Source organism: Bacillus sp. cl96, assembly GCF_900100505.1.
Lineage (GTDB): Bacteria > Bacillota > Bacilli > Bacillales > Bacillaceae_G > Bacillus_A > Bacillus_A cereus.
Window position 1 is genome coordinate 367,236 of record NZ_FNDM01000004.1, and the last position, 15,273, is coordinate 382,508.

Below are 15,273 nucleotides of genomic sequence, written 5' to 3' on the forward strand. Positions count from 1 at the left end.
CTTACATGTAATACAAGCAAAAACCGTGCCAATCATATTTCTTATGAATAGCCAACATTCTTTTATAAATACTGTAGAATAAAATATACATAGGTGGTTCGGCAATGTATAAATCATTTGACACAAAATCTAATGTTTATGAAGAACAAATTCATTGAATATTATAAGTTCATTAGCCAGTAAATAATCCCCAATTATTAAATCTCTCAAAAAAAGGTAAACAAACATATTCCATAAAGCTAATATGTTCGTTTACCTTTTTCTATTTCACATCAACAGCAAAATATCGTTGAATAAAAACAGTATGAATAAGTATTTTGTTATTCATTTCTCTTTTTCATATAATCTTTTTCACATTGCAACAGCTTGAATTTCACTTTTTTCCCTTTCTTCTTTTTCGTTTTTATAACGAGCCATTCCCCTTTTTCAACGTCTAGTTTTAGGCGTTTCATTACATTGATATTATCTTTTTCTTTATAAAGTAAAAATGCTTCTTGCGCCCTCACAAATAAGCTGGGCTGTTCGCTAAATCCACCACTATCATAAATTTTAGTTAGCGAATTATAATAAGAATCATTTTCCTTTCCGCCATACATCAAATGAGCAGCCTCCAGATCTCTTTTACTTACTTCCCAAAAACTATGTTCATCAATATTTAAATTAAATGTGGATTTAATGTCCTGTATTATATTCTTCACATGCTTTTCATCTCTAACTTTTCTTTCTTCGAGACAATGCGAAGATAATTCTGGTGCATCTGATTGGGAATGTACAACGTGTTGTATCGATACACACAGAATAAATACGCTTAAAATGTAAAATATTTTTTTCATATTTACATATCACCTCAAATGATTTAGATACTATATCATTTGAGGCTTACAATATTCTTATGCTAATAATGAGAAAGATCCTATAAAATTTTTATAGGATCTTTCCTTTTAATATTGCTTTATCAAATTCACGGGCGGGGCAACTACCTTACTACTTTTCACATCATATAATCCTATAGGTGTTACTCGTATAAAAGGCAAGTGCGTCGCAGAAAAGAATAAAATTGTAAATGCTGGATCATCATACGCGTAGCCACGCTCTTGTAGTAATTTCACCATCTGTTTCTCTTCCTGTATTAATTCACTCATTTTTAAATTAGACATAATCCCGAGCAATGGTAATGCTATTTCGTGTAACACTTCATTGTTTTCTGCTACGACCATTCCACCACCGAGCTCTTTTACTCTACGAAAAGCTGTAAGCATATCTTCTTTACTTTTTCCAATGAGAATCATATCACCTGTGCCGGAATAAGAACTAGCAAGACCACTTAATTCTTTCGCAAAACCTTTTACAACTGTATTTACTCGCCAAGTACCATCACGAGCAATCATCATGAGGAAGCATTCATCATGATCTGTGGATAATTCATCACAGTCTATATTGATTTCACTAGTATATGGTTTTGTAATAACGTTATTTAATAAGTGTATCCCCGTTTTATTAGAGAAAATCATATCCTCTTTTTCTATTGACCAATCTAATGATAATGAAGTTACTTTATATTTACTCCAGTCTATATGTAATGCTTCATGCGTATTTACACCGTCACGCTTCACCCATTTCCCCTTTGCAAGGACACTAATTGGTACTGGGTTTTCTTTACTTTCTAAAATATTGATATTAGCAATTCTACCTGTCGCAATCGAACCATGTACATGTTCCATATTATAATAGCGAGCAATATTATAACTTGCCATATGGTATGCATCTATTACTGGCACTCCTTGTTTTATCGCGGTAGAAATCATTACGTTTGTCATTCCATTTTCATAAAACGAAGGATGTGAGCCGTCTGTTGTAAAAAAGAATCTATCAAACTGCTTTACGCCTAGTTCCAACAATTCTTTCAGTAAAACTTCTAAATCTGGGCGGATTGAAGAATTTCTTAGGGAAACAGTGTAACCTTGCATAAGACGAGTGAAAACTTCCTGCCCTGTCATCGCTTCATGATCACAATCTGTACCTAACAGTTTTAACTTCGCTAAAGTCGTTTCAGATGCACCCGGAAAATGTCCTTCTACTTTCTTTTGCAATCGCTTCGTTTCCTGCACCCAAGTTAACATTTCATCATCGCCATGTAATAGTTTTGGCCATGCTGTTAGCTCGCCGCCTTGAAGAACCGCTTCATGCTGCAGCCACTCTATTATTTCTTCACGATTAAACAAAGATTCTCCGTTTTGCAATTCAGTCTGTCCATCAAAACGGCACCACCAATACATACTTGCTGGAATCTTATTGAATTCATCTAATAAACGAAATGCTTCTTCACGCTTTAATGTGAAAAATAAAGTTAAATTATCATTAATAAAAGTTGTTGTCCCAAACTGCATCGCATGATTCGCTAGCGTCTCTGGGTTATACAACTGATACGGATGTGCATGTGGTTCTATGTAACCGGGTACGACATACTTTCCTTCGCAATCAACAACTTCACACTCCGTTAATTGCTCTGGCAGCTGCTCCCCTACGTATACAATTCGATCATTATATATCCAAATATTCGCTGTCATCCACTCGCGCATATAAGAATTTAAATATGTTGCATTCTTTAAAAATATGTGTGTGCTTCTCTTACCATCTAGTACTTCAACATGTTCTCGTAATTGTTTATTACTCCATTTATAATGATTTTTCCCCATTGTATTCAACTCCAAATCAACTCATAATTATTTTGATTAAAACGAGTAATATTTAACTAACTAAAGTATTTTCCATTCATAACTCCCCTATTGGTGCCCCTATACCCTTCATTATATGTAAAAATTTAAAAAATAACAATTTTCAGAACTATATACATACCTCTTTTATCCAAAATAAAAAGAATGTCATGTAACTGACATCCTTTTTTATTTTGTCGTAAGCATTAAGATTGATTTTCACTTTGGAATACACTTGATGTCATATCATAAATGCAACTACTGTCCATAGTTGCGAACTTAAAAAAGCACCTCTTTTAAATACAACTATAACAAAATTCTATTCATTTTCTTTTCATCTATTTATTAAATTCAATTTGCATCATTTTATTTAACTGTGGAACAATATCGACCCCACCTATTGAGTTAAGACTGATAGCTAATGTATGTTTGCCTCCAATTACTCCCCCAGCAAAAGTTGCAAATCCAGGAATTCCTCCTCCATGCCCCCAAACTGAAACACCGTTTGGAAGTTTAGTCTCATAGATTCCAAGACCGTATGCGTCACCAACCCCTTTGCCTTCTATAGGAACTGTAGTAAGCATTTCTTTTAGCTCGCGTTCCTTCAGTAACTTACCACCAAGTAAAGATGAAAAGAACTTATTTAAGTCATCCGCATTAGAAATCATATCTCCAGCTGCATTAGCTAAACTCGGATTATAATACGTAATATCTTTGAACTCGCCTGTCCCTTCCATTTTCACATATCCACGAGCATGATTCTTTCCTGGGATGACGGGTGAATTTCCTGGTAAAAACGTATTTGATAGATCCAAAGGTTCAATAATTCGCTTTTCGATTTCTTCCGCATAACTATTTCCAGTTATTTTTTCAATAAGCATTCCTAGTATTACGTATCCTGTGTTTGAATACAACCAATCTTTACCCGGCGAGAAATCTGGAGGCAGCGAAAGGCCTATTTTCACTATTTCTTCTGCTGTATACGTTTTTTTCGAATTCATTATGTCCGCGTCTTTTGACTTTAAGTATTCAGCGATACCACTCGTATGATTCAAAAGTTGTCGTATCGTAATTTGATTACCATCATACCCATTTCCTTGCACGAGACCTGGTAGCCACTTTTCAATTGGATCGTTAAGTTGTAAGCGATTTTCTCCTACTAATTGAAGCACAGTCGTCGCAGTAAACGTCTTCGTCACACTACCAATCCGAAAGCGATAATTCGAATTCACCGGTTTCTTTGTACTTAAGTCCGCCACGCCAGCAGTAAAACTACTAGTTTTTCCGTTGTTAGACGCCTTAGCTAATATTCCTACAGCACCAAGCTGTACTGTTTCCTGCATTACTTGTTTCCAGCCATTACGATTCTTTTGATCATGTACTTGTGACGAACTAGAAATATTTTGAGCTGACTCTGCAGTCACAGTAAAACCAGGTGTGAATAGAACAGTACCCGCTAATAAAACTGCAAAACTTGCTAACTTAATTGAATTACATTTTTTCATAAGGCTTTCTCTCCTCCATTAATATCGGATTGATTCAAGCTATACGTTCATCCTATATGATAAATCTCTCTTTTTTCTTATCCATTCCTTACGAAATACTTACGTTTAAATTTAAATATGGTAAACTGAGGAAGAGTTATGCATGCAAATAAAAAGAGAACATGTTTTCATTTTTTATGTAAACATGTTCTCTTAAACATTTAAAATTCTATATCAACTTTTCATCCTATTCTTTACACAACTAATTTATATTCCTTTTTACCAGCCCGCACTAGCATTCATACCATTTCCAATAATAGAAAGTAATAGCGGCCATAATACTGGTCCTAGTGTAAGAAATATATTTAGAAGTATGAGCATTCTATATCCAACGGTGAAATTGTGATTTTTACGATTAACAAATACTAAACTGATTAATGATATTATAGTTGTTAAAAATAATACTAACATTAGCAACCAATACCACACCATTAAACTAAGACTCCACGGTGTTAATAGCTCATGTATGATACAAAATGAGATTCCTAATACAGCAAAACTAAAACTAGTCACCGATGTTTTTATAAGCCATTTATTTATTTTTTTATCGTATGTATTTTTACAATATAAATCTATTAAAGTATATAAAGATAAATATGCCATTAATACACCTATCCAAGACAATAACCAGTCTCCGTCTCCTTTGAATAATACGTACAGTAACCAACACATACCTACTGCTGAAAAAACAAAGGAAATAAGTATGCTTTTTAATACCGATTTCATTACATTTTCACACCCTTAAAAAATCAAAAATTAATTATAATTTATAAAAATTAAGTATAGGTTAACATGTAATGAAGTATAAGTAAATAAAGTTAATTTTGTTTACCTATTTGAAGACGGTTTCATATAAGAAAATAATTCATGTTAATCAAATTTAAGTATAAAAATAGAAAAGGTGGATATTTATGTATCCACCTTCCCGTCTCCCTCTACCCACTTCATTATTTCTTCCACATCTAAATCCGTATACGTCTTTTCACCATAACGAACAGACTCATATAACGAGATAATATCCCTTGTTCTACAAATTCTTTTTAACCATTGTTGTATCGTTTCATAGGACCTTCTCTGTTCATGAAATGGTAATGTTCTTTCCCATTCAACTAACGTTTTTCTTATCTTATCTGTCGGTAACGGCCGTTCTAACTGATGAATGACTTTTTCATTCTTTATGCTTCTTACCGCAGTTTGCTTTGTGATCGATTCTTTCTCCTGTACTATTTCTGTTCTCGTCAATTTGTTCCTAATATACTTGCAGATGGCATATATAATTAATATTGCGATTATCACATAAAAAACTATAGTAATCCATACATTTGAAAGAACAGAAAGCACGTCACTCCATAGACTTTCTCTTTCGAAAGGTTGAAATTTTTTACCCGTTTTCGTTCTTATACCCGTATCTTTTACTTCTTCATATTCATCTTCATCTATTTTGGAATCATCAAAATTTTCACCTATACTAGTAAAGTCATAATTTCTTTCCGATATTGTCTTAGTCTTACTGAAAAAACGCTCTTTTACTATGTCTTGTACATACACAATACCTTGTGATAACGTTATCGCACTAATCGCAAAGAAAAGTATGATTAAAGTTCTCACACTCCATAACTTCACTTTCATATGTCGCTTTTTATTCACCATGACATAAGCCCCTTCTTATTCTTTCATTACAATCCATTTATTCGTTCTACTGTATTTCTTTGGTGAAGTACCAATAATTAAAGGAACCGCATCCAGTTCCTTTCGACGAAAGCCTGCTGTGTAAAAGTAAGAAGAAGATATAGGCGTATCTTGGTCTGATATCGAGGCAAGTATCCTTAATACATTTTGCAAATGTTTCCGATTATCCCCATTTTTTATATGTAGCAAACCGTTATCTTTTACACTATTGATCCATACTTCAAACGAACAGTTTTGCATAAGAAGTTGTTTGCATATACCTGCTGTTAATTCAATTAGTTCCTCTATATCATTTCGCAAAGAAACACCACTTTTATTTTGCAAGTTGAGATAAATCGCGTATTTATCACATTGTGTTCGCTCATACTTTTTCGCAATTATTGTCCCTGTTTTCGCTGTTGCACTCCAGTGGATGGAACGAAAATCTTCATTTTCATAAGACTTTACTCCCATTACTTTCGTTTCATCATATAAGGGTGAAGACATCGCTTTTCGAAATCCTCGTGACCATTCTTGTAATTCAGGAACTTGTATTTTCGGAACAGCTGGTAAGACTAAATAAGAGGGCGTATCAACTTGTTTATATGTTATATGGTTCGTTATAAATCCAAAGAGATCAGTAATAACAATTTCAACTTCTTCCCATTTCGCGATGCCTCTTTTTAACGCTACAGCTTGCAAATCAAATGAAACTGACTCCCTTCCTTTTAAATTAAAATTCATATAATAATTTGAACCTGTACTATGATTTTTGTTTATTTCATCATGATTCCAAGTTAGCTTATTTTCACATTTAAATCGAAATACGATATTAAGAATAGGAAATATCGACTTGTTTGAAATTTTCATTTTGCACATATTCGTTTCACCTATAAAAACATTCGAATTCCCTTGACTGTATTCCCATTCAACACGAGATACTTTACGTATATATACATGCATAGCACCTATTAAAATTACATATAAAAATACGAGAGATAAAAACAGTAGATTACTTGAAAATACACTTAAAATAACGGCTACAACTGACATAACCCCCATTACGAAAGGCTCCGCTAAAGGTGTATACACAAGCTGTTGATTCATCGTACATTCTCCACTGGCACACTAATCGTATGAAGAATTTCTTTCATAATTTGTTCTTTCGTCGTTTTCATCTCTCCCTCAATCGTTAACGTTAAACGATGAGCACAAACTGATGCAGTGAGCGTCTTAATATCATCTGGCGTACAGTAATCTCTTTCATTTAATATTGCCCGTGCTTGAATCGCTCTCATAAATGCCAACGTTCCCCGAGGGCTTACACCAATTTCAATTAACTCATGGTTACGAGTTGCTTCAATAATTTCAAGAAGATAATCTTGCACATCATTCCCTACTAACACTTCTCTTGCACGCTTTTGCATCGTAATAATTTCTTCACTTGAAATAATAGAGTGTAATGTTTCTAACGGATCATTCATTTGAAACCGATTCATCATTTCCTTTTCAGCTTCTCTCGTAGGATAACCTTGGCGAATCGTAAGTAAAAATCGGTCTAATTGAGCATCTGGTAAAGGAAATGTGCCCGCTGATTCGAGTGGATTTTGCGTTGCTATAACTAAAAAAGGTTCTGGTAATGAATGTGTCTGTTTCGCAATTGTAACCGTACGCTCTTCCATAACCTCAAGTAACGAAGATTGTGTTCTCGGTACAGCTCGATTAATTTCATCCACTAATACGATATTTGCAAAAATGGGTCCTAACCTTGTTTTAAAATCCGATTCCTTCACATCAAAGTATTCAAGGCCAATAACATCCCCAGGCAAAGTATCCGCTGTAAATTGTATTCTTTGAAATTTAGCGTCCACACTTTTAGCCAAACTTTTCGCTAATGTTGTTTTTCCTGTCCCAGGTACATCCTCTAATAAAATGTGTCCCCTTGCTATTAGAGCAATGGCTGCTAGTTCTATCGATTCGTCTTTTCCTATAATAACCTTCGAAATATTATTAGTAATTTTCTTTAATGTACTCATATAGTATCTACCACCTTTTAATTTTCTAAAAATTAAGAATATACTTTTCCAAATTATAACATGTAATTCAAATATGAAATAGAGCAAAAAGAAAACTTATATTTTTTCTTCACTGCACGCAAAAAAGCACCTATTGTCGTATATTGACAATGAGGCGCTTAACTCAATCCAACAGCCTTCTTTCCCTCTAATTTTTAGTAACAATACATCCTTTTTTCTCCCACGCATGCATTGTTTTCAATTAACTAGTAAAATGCATTCTAATATTACATATAATAAAAACCATTTCGATTTGTTCGTTATAGAACTTCCTCTACATCGACACTCTCAATCTTCACTTCATACATATTTGGGATGTTTGCTTCTTTTGGTACCCATGCATAATAATTTTGATCATTCTCTAACATAAATTGAATTAACTTTGTTTCTGATCCATTCCAGAAATTTTTAAGATTATCAATGTAGTCTTCTAAATCTTCTTTATAGTCCAGTTGTAATATATAATCTCTTACCGTTAGGGCAAACACAATTAAACTTCCTAATAGATTTTTTTGCTCATTTTCTTCTTCATACTCTTGTGGTAAGAACCACACTTGACCTATTCCTATCGTTTTTTTGTATTTTTCATAAAAACTACTATCATCCATATTCTCATAGTCATGTATTAATTCATTGACCAATGAATGCCATCTTGGCGGAATAATATTTTCCAATGTAGGATTATGTTCAATTCCTTCTACTATATCCTCGATTTCTTCTGTCTCATCTTCATAGTGATATTCACTTAGGTCTATATGCTTAAATTTCATTTCATTTTTATAATGTGCCAAATCATATGGATAATGATTATTATCTTTTAAACTTGTATCATCAAGTCCGAGTATCTTTACTATTGCAGCTGTCTCAAAGCTCCAATACCCCACATATCCAGGTTCTTTATGTGCATTTTTCCATTCATAATCATAATGGCCTTTAAACCATTCTTTCTCCATGTACGTTTGCAATCTTTTAGACGCTTCTTTTTTATCTGTTTGTGCAAGTTCTATAATCTCTCTCGTTTTTGCATATGGATTTTCTTTATAATATCTATTCGTCATTTTTGTGTATCCGATATCACTAGCGCATAAGAGGAAATCGATTACTGCGTCGTTCATATTTTTTGTATCAACTATCTTTTTTAATCTTTCTATATTCTTTTTATCCGTTTCTAACAAAATTCCTAAGGAAATCATCCAAATCAGACTTAAATATCCAATTTCCCTACTTCCTGTATTCTCTAAATCATAAATTGCATTATGAAACTCTTTTTCTATTACACTAACATCTTCCCCTAAAGAATACTTTGCCCTAATATCCTCCATCTCATATCTAAAATTGGCTAGATATGTCCCTTCTATAATACTCTTATTATCTTTAGAATATCTTTGAATTCCATTTTTAGTATCTTCTTCTAAACTTTTAATATCTTCTCTATTTTCCTCTATAAACTCTTTATGATATTCAATTCCTTCTCTACACTTTTCTTCTATACATAAATAATCTCTCATACCATTCAATTCCTCCTCGCTTCTAAATTATGGCCATTCTCCAACGATGTTACCCTTTGCATCTATCTTAAATGTTTTAACCTTTCCGCTACTATCGACTTTTGATAATACTCTTTCTACCTTATCTCTCTCCAACGCTTTTGTAATCTTATCTGCTAATTTGTTATCTCCATCAACAGCTTTCAATATTCTACTTTTTTCAGTATTCACACCTGTCAACCAACCATCTGACATTTGTGGTCCATCTTTAGTTTTTCCTAATTGTGAACTACCAAACTTTGCTTCATCAATAACATATTTAATATTTGAATTTGGATTTGCATTTTCGTATAATCCATCAATTCCTTTTACTATTTTATCATTTATACCTGTTGGTGCACTTTTTCCGACTGGCTTTAAATCAAATCCAGCTTCTTTTAAACTTTGATTATTCAATAAATTGTCACTAGATTTTATTTCACCATAATTACCTTTTTGCTTATTGGTAGCTGTTTTTGCATCAAAATTGTCTACATTTGTATTTTTGTTACTGCTAGGTTTACCGTTAGCCGTACCCTAAGTATCATTCTTAACCTCTTTAAATTAATCAATTTCTTCCTAAAGCTTTGAAATCTTACTTTGAGTATAGGCTTTCGTCTCTTTATGACTTAGGGTGATTGCCTCTTCAAATATTAACTACTATAATTACAAGTAAATTAAAACAAACTTAAAAAGAATGAATTCTTTACTATACAGAATTCATTCCTCGCTAGTTGCTTAAAATATTTATCTAACTCTTTAGGTTCAATTCACATTCAATATCCCCTAAACATACATTAAATTTAAATTCCTAAGAATGATGGAAAGCTAGCATACCTTGTAAGCTTATGCTGAATACCACTCTTCCGTAGAAAAATTATCAGCATTTGAATTTCCTTCTAACTCCCATTCACTAATAAAATTAATTATTTCTCCTAAAATTAGATTTATATCATGATTTTTTATAATCAAACCTCTATGATTATCCCAAGTAAAATCAATTTCGATATTTATATTCAACCCCTCCTCACATTTACTTAAAAAGTCATTCATTACTAAGGTAAAACATAAATTCACAAAATTATCAGAAACCCAAATTACGGATGAATCATCATTAACCTTCTCTATTCTAAATCTTAAATTATTGTATGTAATCCACTTTATATTACCTTGTATTTTTTCTTCTTTCATAATTATTTTCCTCCCATACTATGACATCCATTGCTGGATTTGTTTTTAAACTGCCATATATCACATTTTCCCATGAACCATACTTTTTATAAAGTTGTTCAGGTGTAGGTCCTTCTGCCTTGCCATATTCAAGAATATTTCTTTCATTGCATTCAATCCATGTTTTTTCACAAAATCGGCATTGAGATTTCTTATTAGATATCCTAAGTACACTCATACTCTCATCCGTCTCTTTTTCTTGTAACCAATTTCGTACCACTGATGAATACCCTTTACAGGTGTAAAAACATAGAAAAAAACCTTGATTGGTATATATGCCAATCAAGGTCTCATTTTAAATGCCACCTATTATTTACACATTTTTCTTTCCCATACTCTTTTTCCGTCAGTTAAAAACACTGCACTTGGCGGATCATCATAGAGAGAAATTTCAACCAACGAACCTTTCTCTTGTATTAACCAATTATATAAACTACCTTCGTCCCTAGTAGGACGAGATAAAATATCATTCACTCGAAATACAACGGCATAATATTCGGTATAATTCACATCATCGTCATCTAACCCATTGTCTGTTTCAAAAAGTGTGTCTGGTTCACCAATAATTTTCAATCCACTTTCCCACTCTATTATCAAGTCTCTATCTTTATACTCTTTTAACGTTTTTATTAAAGGATCATATTTCATGTATATCCCCCTCTTATTACTTCTTTAGTGGTTCTGAAGGCACTATATGTGCTCCGTCTTTTCCATAATGAATCATTCCTCTAGTAGTTTCAAGGTATTCACCAGTATCACGATCATAGTATTTTCCAATTGTTTTACCAAAGTCTACTCTTTCTTTTTTACCGTTTGGTAGTAGTTGACCTTTCCCGGCGAACTTATTAAGCAATTCTTGTGCTATTTTATTATCTCCATAGAAAATGCTCTTATTTTTTCCATTTGCTAATTCTTGTTTATAGTTCGGTGTATCGGGAATATGCTTTTCTTGAGCTCCTGCTTTCACTTTTATTGGATAACCATTTACTTCACGGTATGGGCCTTTAGGTACAGAATCTTTTCCATAAGAAGGTATTCGATTACTCGCACCCTTACCTCCACCAGAAGACTGGATTTTTTGAAGAGTATCCTTAGTATTTTGAATCGATTTATTCCAAACAAATCCACCATGTACAAAAAGACTAGCCCCAGCAGCTGTTGCTGCTATATCTAATGGAATAACAATTGGTGATGCTAACCCACCAGTTCCTACTTCTGCGACGATAGTTAAGAAATTAGATCCGCCTATGAGCGAAATAGCTTCAAACATTTCTACAATGGACCCGGCTATTTAATAATATTGCCCTATTTTTTTATGTTTTCTGACATTGAAAAACAAACTATATACCTGCAATTGAAGCCTATGTGCATATTCTGTTAGCTTTAATTCATAAAAATAATTTCGATAAATTTATAGCTTACCTTTCAATTAAAAAAGCACTTATTGTCTCAAATAGACAACCAAGTGCTTTAAGTTCATATGTTTTTAAGTAGCATAAATTTGTGAATTTTTTCCCATTCCAAGTCTTTAATATTCGTCGTACAGTAAAATGTCATCTCGCCTAAGCTCGTACCTCGTTTTCTATTCTATCATTGCACATAACACTCTATGATGGTACAACCATCATGATCTATGAATTTCAAGAAAGTATCATTATATCCCATGGTTCTATACTTAAGCACACCAACTATTCCTTTAATTTAAGGATTTTCTATATAACTTTCTGCAATATCAATATCATTTGTCATTTCTAATTCTGGAAATTTTCCATCTAATTTTCTTAAGCAATTAATTAGTTCTTTACTTTGTATAATTTCTACTATATCTTCCAAAACTTCACTTATCCAATATAACTCTTCTTTACTACAGTTCTCTAAATATCTTATAGTATTTTCCTCATTTTCTGAGAGAACTTCTATTATTTCATTCCAACTTTTTTGTATCCCATAGTCATCATTCAAATTTAATTTTTTTCTTTCATTTAATATAACTTCCATTTTATTTGCTATATCCATATTAATCCTCCAAACTCTATCTACGGTTGTTTAGTCGCATCTGGAAAAATAGTCCCTATCTCTCCATTTGTTTTTATAACTCCAACCCTAACACCGTTTTCGTATACTTTATTTATATTATAATCTACATTATTTTTTTCCAAAAATTCAATATTACTTTGTCCATGTCCTCCACCCTTCATTTTTGAAATATCTCCTGTTTTATGATGTGTTGTAAAGTCACCTACATTTGAATGTTTAATGCTACTTTCGAGTATATTAACCTTGTTAGCCCGACTATTTCCATTACTGAATCCACCTTCTTTAGACTTCGCAAACTTATAATAAGCTTCTATTAATTCGCCTTGAGGTATTTTGGTTACAATAGTTCCACCAACACTAGAGAGTGCATAGGAAGCCTCTCTCTTAAATGATTGTAACATTTCAAGCGTAGGCTTCAATTCTTTTGCTAGTGTTACTGCATTAGCAATTGTACTTACTCCACTTGATGCTTTTGCTCCTTTTGCGATAATCCCAGGCATTAAAAACTTCTTCATATCATGAAAGAGAGTTGTGGAAGCACTTCATCATTCGAAACTTTTGTTTTGATATTTTTGGATATATAATTCATCTTACTAAATATTGTAATCTCAAAATAAAAAGTACTTATTTCTTTTTATCAGCAATCAATTGCTTTAAGTTCATACGAGTTAATTATCTTTCAGTAAAGTTAAACCTTCATTTTCTAATTTATTCAAAGTTACTAAAAAAACCCCAAGGCATATACCTTAAGGCTCATAAATCAAGAAAATATTCCCTCTATTTTTTTGTCATAATTTTTTACTTTATCATTAATTTCTATTAGCAAAGTATCCTCATCCGTTGCAGGTTCATAACCAATTATTACGTTTGGAATATCATACTCTTTTTTCAAATTAACTAGATAATGCACTAACTTTTTTAACCTTAACTTATTATCATTCCTCTCATCCTTTAATATTTCATTTTCAGGAAAGTTAAATACAATATCACCATCCTGTTCATCAAATGAAAATACTATTACTACATTTTTTAATGAAATACCTAGTTGTAATTCTTCTAAACATACATTTCCTGTGCCTTTCGGTGTTAAAATCTCTTCCATTTTTTTCACTTGAGAAAAATCCAAATCTTTTTCTAAAATATTATCATAAAAATGTGATGATTTAATTTTTAATATATTTAATTTAAGTTCGTCGTAAATTAACTTATCAATACTTCTCTTATTAAAATCTCTTAATATAATCTCTAAATTTTCCACTTACAATCCCCCTCTTTCACTGATCAATAAACCCTTTAAAAGTTCCATCAAGGTTCAATCGAACTCCACGTCCATCTGGTAGTTTTTTCTCCAAAAACTCTATTCCTTTAGGACTTTTAATTTTTATAAATCCTCCTGGTCCATCCATTATTTCTTTAAGGTGTTTCAATGCAGTTTGGTTTATTTGGTCAGGGCCACCTTTAACTTCCCCCCAAATATCTGGATTTCTTCCTGCATGTTTTTGTAAAGCATGACCTACAACAGTTTCTCCACCCTTTTTAGGAGAAGTTGCAGTATTTATTATAGTTTCATTATTAACTTTAACAAAATCACCTGTACCCTTACCTCCACCAGAAGACTGGATTTTTTGAAGAGTATCCTTAGCATTTTGAATCGATTTATTCCAAACAAATCCACCATGCGCAAAAAGACTAGCCCCAGCAGCTGTTGCTGCTATATCTAATGGAATAACAATTGGTGATGCTAACCCACCAGTTCCTACTTCTGCGACGATAGTTAAGAAATTAGATCCGCCTATGAGCGAAATAGCTTCAAACATTTCTACAATGGACCCGGCTATTTAATAATATTGCCCTGTTTTTCTAATGTTTTTTGACATTGAAAAACATACTATATAGCATCAATTAAAGCCTATGTGCCTGTGAAATGCAAGGTACGAAAGTGCATTCGCTCAAATAATAATTTTCAATTGAAATCAACAAAAGAGACCTCAAATGTGAAGTCTCTCTTGTTGATTATTTTCCATAAGTAACTCGCCATTTATTTGTTTATTTTAAGACAGATAACGTGGTTCATTCAAATATATATCTTAAAGAAAAAATTTTTCCTGCCGTCATAATCTAGTAGAATAGATTCAATTAATTCTTATTAATTGCGATAAACTCACTAGGAATCTCATCTGCTAACCAAACTTTTTCATTTCCTAAATAAAATTTAACGCCTTCTTCTCTAGCTTTTTCAGTATTAACTTCTAAAATAATAGGATGCTTATCTTTTCTTTGTTCAAAGCCTTCAGAAGCAAAATCATGAATAAGTTGAACTTTACTTCCTTTGCCGATTTCAAAACATGCAGTATCATCATTATCAACTCTTTTAGCAAAAGGAATCAGCTTACGATTAGGATATCTTTTCTTCATACCAGAGTATATGTTAGTAGCCTGTTCTGATTCCTTTAAAAACCATATATCAAAATTAACTAGA

General features: G+C 32.5%; 14 protein-coding genes and 4 pseudogenes. All 18 read right to left on the bottom strand.

Going from position 1 to position 15,273, the window contains the following annotated elements; translation table 11 throughout:
- Positions 1 to 320: 320 nt before the first annotated feature.
- The 18 genes and pseudogenes from BLT20_RS12145 to BLT20_RS12240 all read right to left on the bottom strand — a co-directional run bounded on the left by BLT20_RS12145 (position 321) and on the right by BLT20_RS12240 (position 15,209).
- Positions 321 to 833, bottom strand: coding sequence for a hypothetical protein (locus BLT20_RS12145; protein ID WP_000719380.1), 513 nt, complete (start codon positions 831 to 833; stop codon positions 321 to 323).
- A gap of 108 nt (positions 834 to 941) precedes the next feature.
- Positions 942 to 2,696 (bottom strand): adenine deaminase, encoded by a 1,755-nt coding sequence (locus BLT20_RS12150; RefSeq protein ID WP_000517623.1) that lies wholly within the window; start codon positions 2,694 to 2,696, stop codon positions 942 to 944.
- Positions 2,697 to 3,052: 356 nt separating this feature from the next.
- On the bottom strand, positions 3,053 to 4,219 hold the full coding sequence (locus BLT20_RS12155; RefSeq protein WP_000710639.1) for a serine hydrolase domain-containing protein: 1,167 nt from the start codon (positions 4,217 to 4,219) through the stop codon (positions 3,053 to 3,055).
- Between the two features lie 258 nt (positions 4,220 to 4,477).
- Positions 4,478 to 4,984 carry a DUF3902 family protein gene (locus tag BLT20_RS12160; RefSeq protein WP_000843838.1) on the bottom strand — a complete coding sequence of 169 codons (507 nt, stop codon included), beginning with the start codon at positions 4,982 to 4,984 and terminating at the stop codon, positions 4,478 to 4,480.
- Positions 4,985 to 5,167: 183 nt separating this feature from the next.
- Entirely contained in the window at positions 5,168 to 5,908 is a 741-nt protein-coding gene (locus BLT20_RS30185) for a hypothetical protein (protein WP_000247495.1), read from the bottom strand.
- A gap of 15 nt (positions 5,909 to 5,923) precedes the next feature.
- On the bottom strand, positions 5,924 to 7,033 hold the full coding sequence (locus BLT20_RS12175; RefSeq protein ID WP_001075940.1) for a DUF58 domain-containing protein: 1,110 nt from the start codon (positions 7,031 to 7,033) through the stop codon (positions 5,924 to 5,926).
- A complete protein-coding gene (locus BLT20_RS12180) occupies positions 7,030 to 7,962 on the bottom strand; it encodes an AAA family ATPase (RefSeq protein ID WP_000105663.1) in 933 nt (310 codons plus the stop codon). Before BLT20_RS12180 ends, BLT20_RS12175 begins: the two co-directional genes overlap by 4 nt.
- Before the next feature lie 299 nt (positions 7,963 to 8,261).
- A complete protein-coding gene (locus tag BLT20_RS12185) occupies positions 8,262 to 9,509 on the bottom strand; it encodes a PoNi-like cognate immunity protein (protein ID WP_001205864.1) in 1,248 nt (415 codons plus the stop codon).
- Positions 9,510 to 9,536: 27 nt separating this feature from the next.
- Positions 9,537 to 10,055: pseudogene (locus BLT20_RS12190) on the bottom strand (cytoplasmic protein); the annotation flags it as partial.
- A gap of 318 nt (positions 10,056 to 10,373) precedes the next feature.
- Positions 10,374 to 10,718, bottom strand: coding sequence for a hypothetical protein (locus BLT20_RS12195; RefSeq protein WP_000656838.1), 345 nt, complete (start codon positions 10,716 to 10,718; stop codon positions 10,374 to 10,376).
- Positions 10,693 to 11,043: a hypothetical protein gene (locus BLT20_RS12200; RefSeq protein WP_232297016.1), complete on the bottom strand. Its 351-nt coding sequence runs from the start codon at positions 11,041 to 11,043 to the stop codon at positions 10,693 to 10,695. The genes BLT20_RS12195 and BLT20_RS12200 overlap by 26 nt, the downstream gene beginning before the upstream one ends.
- A gap of 23 nt (positions 11,044 to 11,066) precedes the next feature.
- Positions 11,067 to 11,405 carry a hypothetical protein gene (locus tag BLT20_RS12205; protein WP_090782820.1) on the bottom strand — a complete coding sequence of 113 codons (339 nt, stop codon included), beginning with the start codon at positions 11,403 to 11,405 and terminating at the stop codon, positions 11,067 to 11,069.
- A gap of 16 nt (positions 11,406 to 11,421) precedes the next feature.
- A pseudogene (locus tag BLT20_RS30190) lies at positions 11,422 to 12,048 on the bottom strand (polymorphic toxin type 50 domain-containing protein); the annotation flags it as partial.
- Between the two features lie 410 nt (positions 12,049 to 12,458).
- Positions 12,459 to 12,773 (bottom strand): hypothetical protein, encoded by a 315-nt coding sequence (locus tag BLT20_RS12220; RefSeq protein ID WP_000350220.1) that lies wholly within the window; start codon positions 12,771 to 12,773, stop codon positions 12,459 to 12,461.
- A 20-nt stretch (positions 12,774 to 12,793) separates the two neighbouring features.
- Positions 12,794 to 13,288 (bottom strand): annotated as a pseudogene (locus BLT20_RS12225) (hypothetical protein); the annotation flags it as partial.
- A gap of 266 nt (positions 13,289 to 13,554) precedes the next feature.
- The gene (locus tag BLT20_RS12230; RefSeq protein ID WP_000429178.1) at positions 13,555 to 14,052 is read right to left on the bottom strand and encodes a hypothetical protein; all 498 of its coding nucleotides are present in this window, start codon (positions 14,050 to 14,052) and stop codon (positions 13,555 to 13,557) included.
- A gap of 16 nt (positions 14,053 to 14,068) precedes the next feature.
- Positions 14,069 to 14,632: pseudogene (locus tag BLT20_RS12235) on the bottom strand (hypothetical protein); the annotation flags it as partial.
- A gap of 298 nt (positions 14,633 to 14,930) precedes the next feature.
- Positions 14,931 to 15,209 (bottom strand): RNA 2'-phosphotransferase family protein, encoded by a 279-nt coding sequence (locus BLT20_RS12240; protein ID WP_000747779.1) that lies wholly within the window; start codon positions 15,207 to 15,209, stop codon positions 14,931 to 14,933.
- Positions 15,210 to 15,273: the final 64 nt, after the last annotated feature.

Excerpts from the sequence above, each read along its gene's own strand:
- BLT20_RS12155 (WP_000710639.1), bottom strand. The coding sequence starts at position 4,219 with ATGAAAAAATGTAATTCAATTAAGTTAGCAAGTTTTGCAGTTTTATTA.
- BLT20_RS12205 (WP_090782820.1), bottom strand. The coding sequence starts at position 11,405 with ATGAAATATGATCCTTTAATAAAAACGTTAAAAGAGTATAAAGATAGA.
- BLT20_RS12175 (WP_001075940.1), bottom strand. The coding sequence starts at position 7,033 with ATGAATCAACAGCTTGTGTATACACCTTTAGCGGAGCCTTTCGTAATG.
- BLT20_RS12145 (WP_000719380.1), bottom strand. The coding sequence starts at position 833 with ATGAAAAAAATATTTTACATTTTAAGCGTATTTATTCTGTGTGTATCG.
- BLT20_RS12180 (WP_000105663.1), bottom strand. The coding sequence starts at position 7,962 with ATGAGTACATTAAAGAAAATTACTAATAATATTTCGAAGGTTATTATA.
- BLT20_RS12220 (WP_000350220.1), bottom strand. The coding sequence starts at position 12,773 with ATGGATATAGCAAATAAAATGGAAGTTATATTAAATGAAAGAAAAAAA.
- BLT20_RS12160 (WP_000843838.1), bottom strand. The coding sequence starts at position 4,984 with ATGAAATCGGTATTAAAAAGCATACTTATTTCCTTTGTTTTTTCAGCA.
- BLT20_RS12185 (WP_001205864.1), bottom strand. The coding sequence starts at position 9,509 with ATGAGAGATTATTTATGTATAGAAGAAAAGTGTAGAGAAGGAATTGAA.
- BLT20_RS30185 (WP_000247495.1), bottom strand. The coding sequence starts at position 5,908 with ATGGTGAATAAAAAGCGACATATGAAAGTGAAGTTATGGAGTGTGAGA.
- BLT20_RS12195 (WP_000656838.1), bottom strand. The coding sequence starts at position 10,718 with ATGAAAGAAGAAAAAATACAAGGTAATATAAAGTGGATTACATACAAT.
- BLT20_RS12150 (WP_000517623.1), bottom strand. The coding sequence starts at position 2,696 with ATGGGGAAAAATCATTATAAATGGAGTAATAAACAATTACGAGAACAT.
- BLT20_RS12240 (WP_000747779.1), bottom strand. The coding sequence starts at position 15,209 with ATGAAGAAAAGATATCCTAATCGTAAGCTGATTCCTTTTGCTAAAAGA.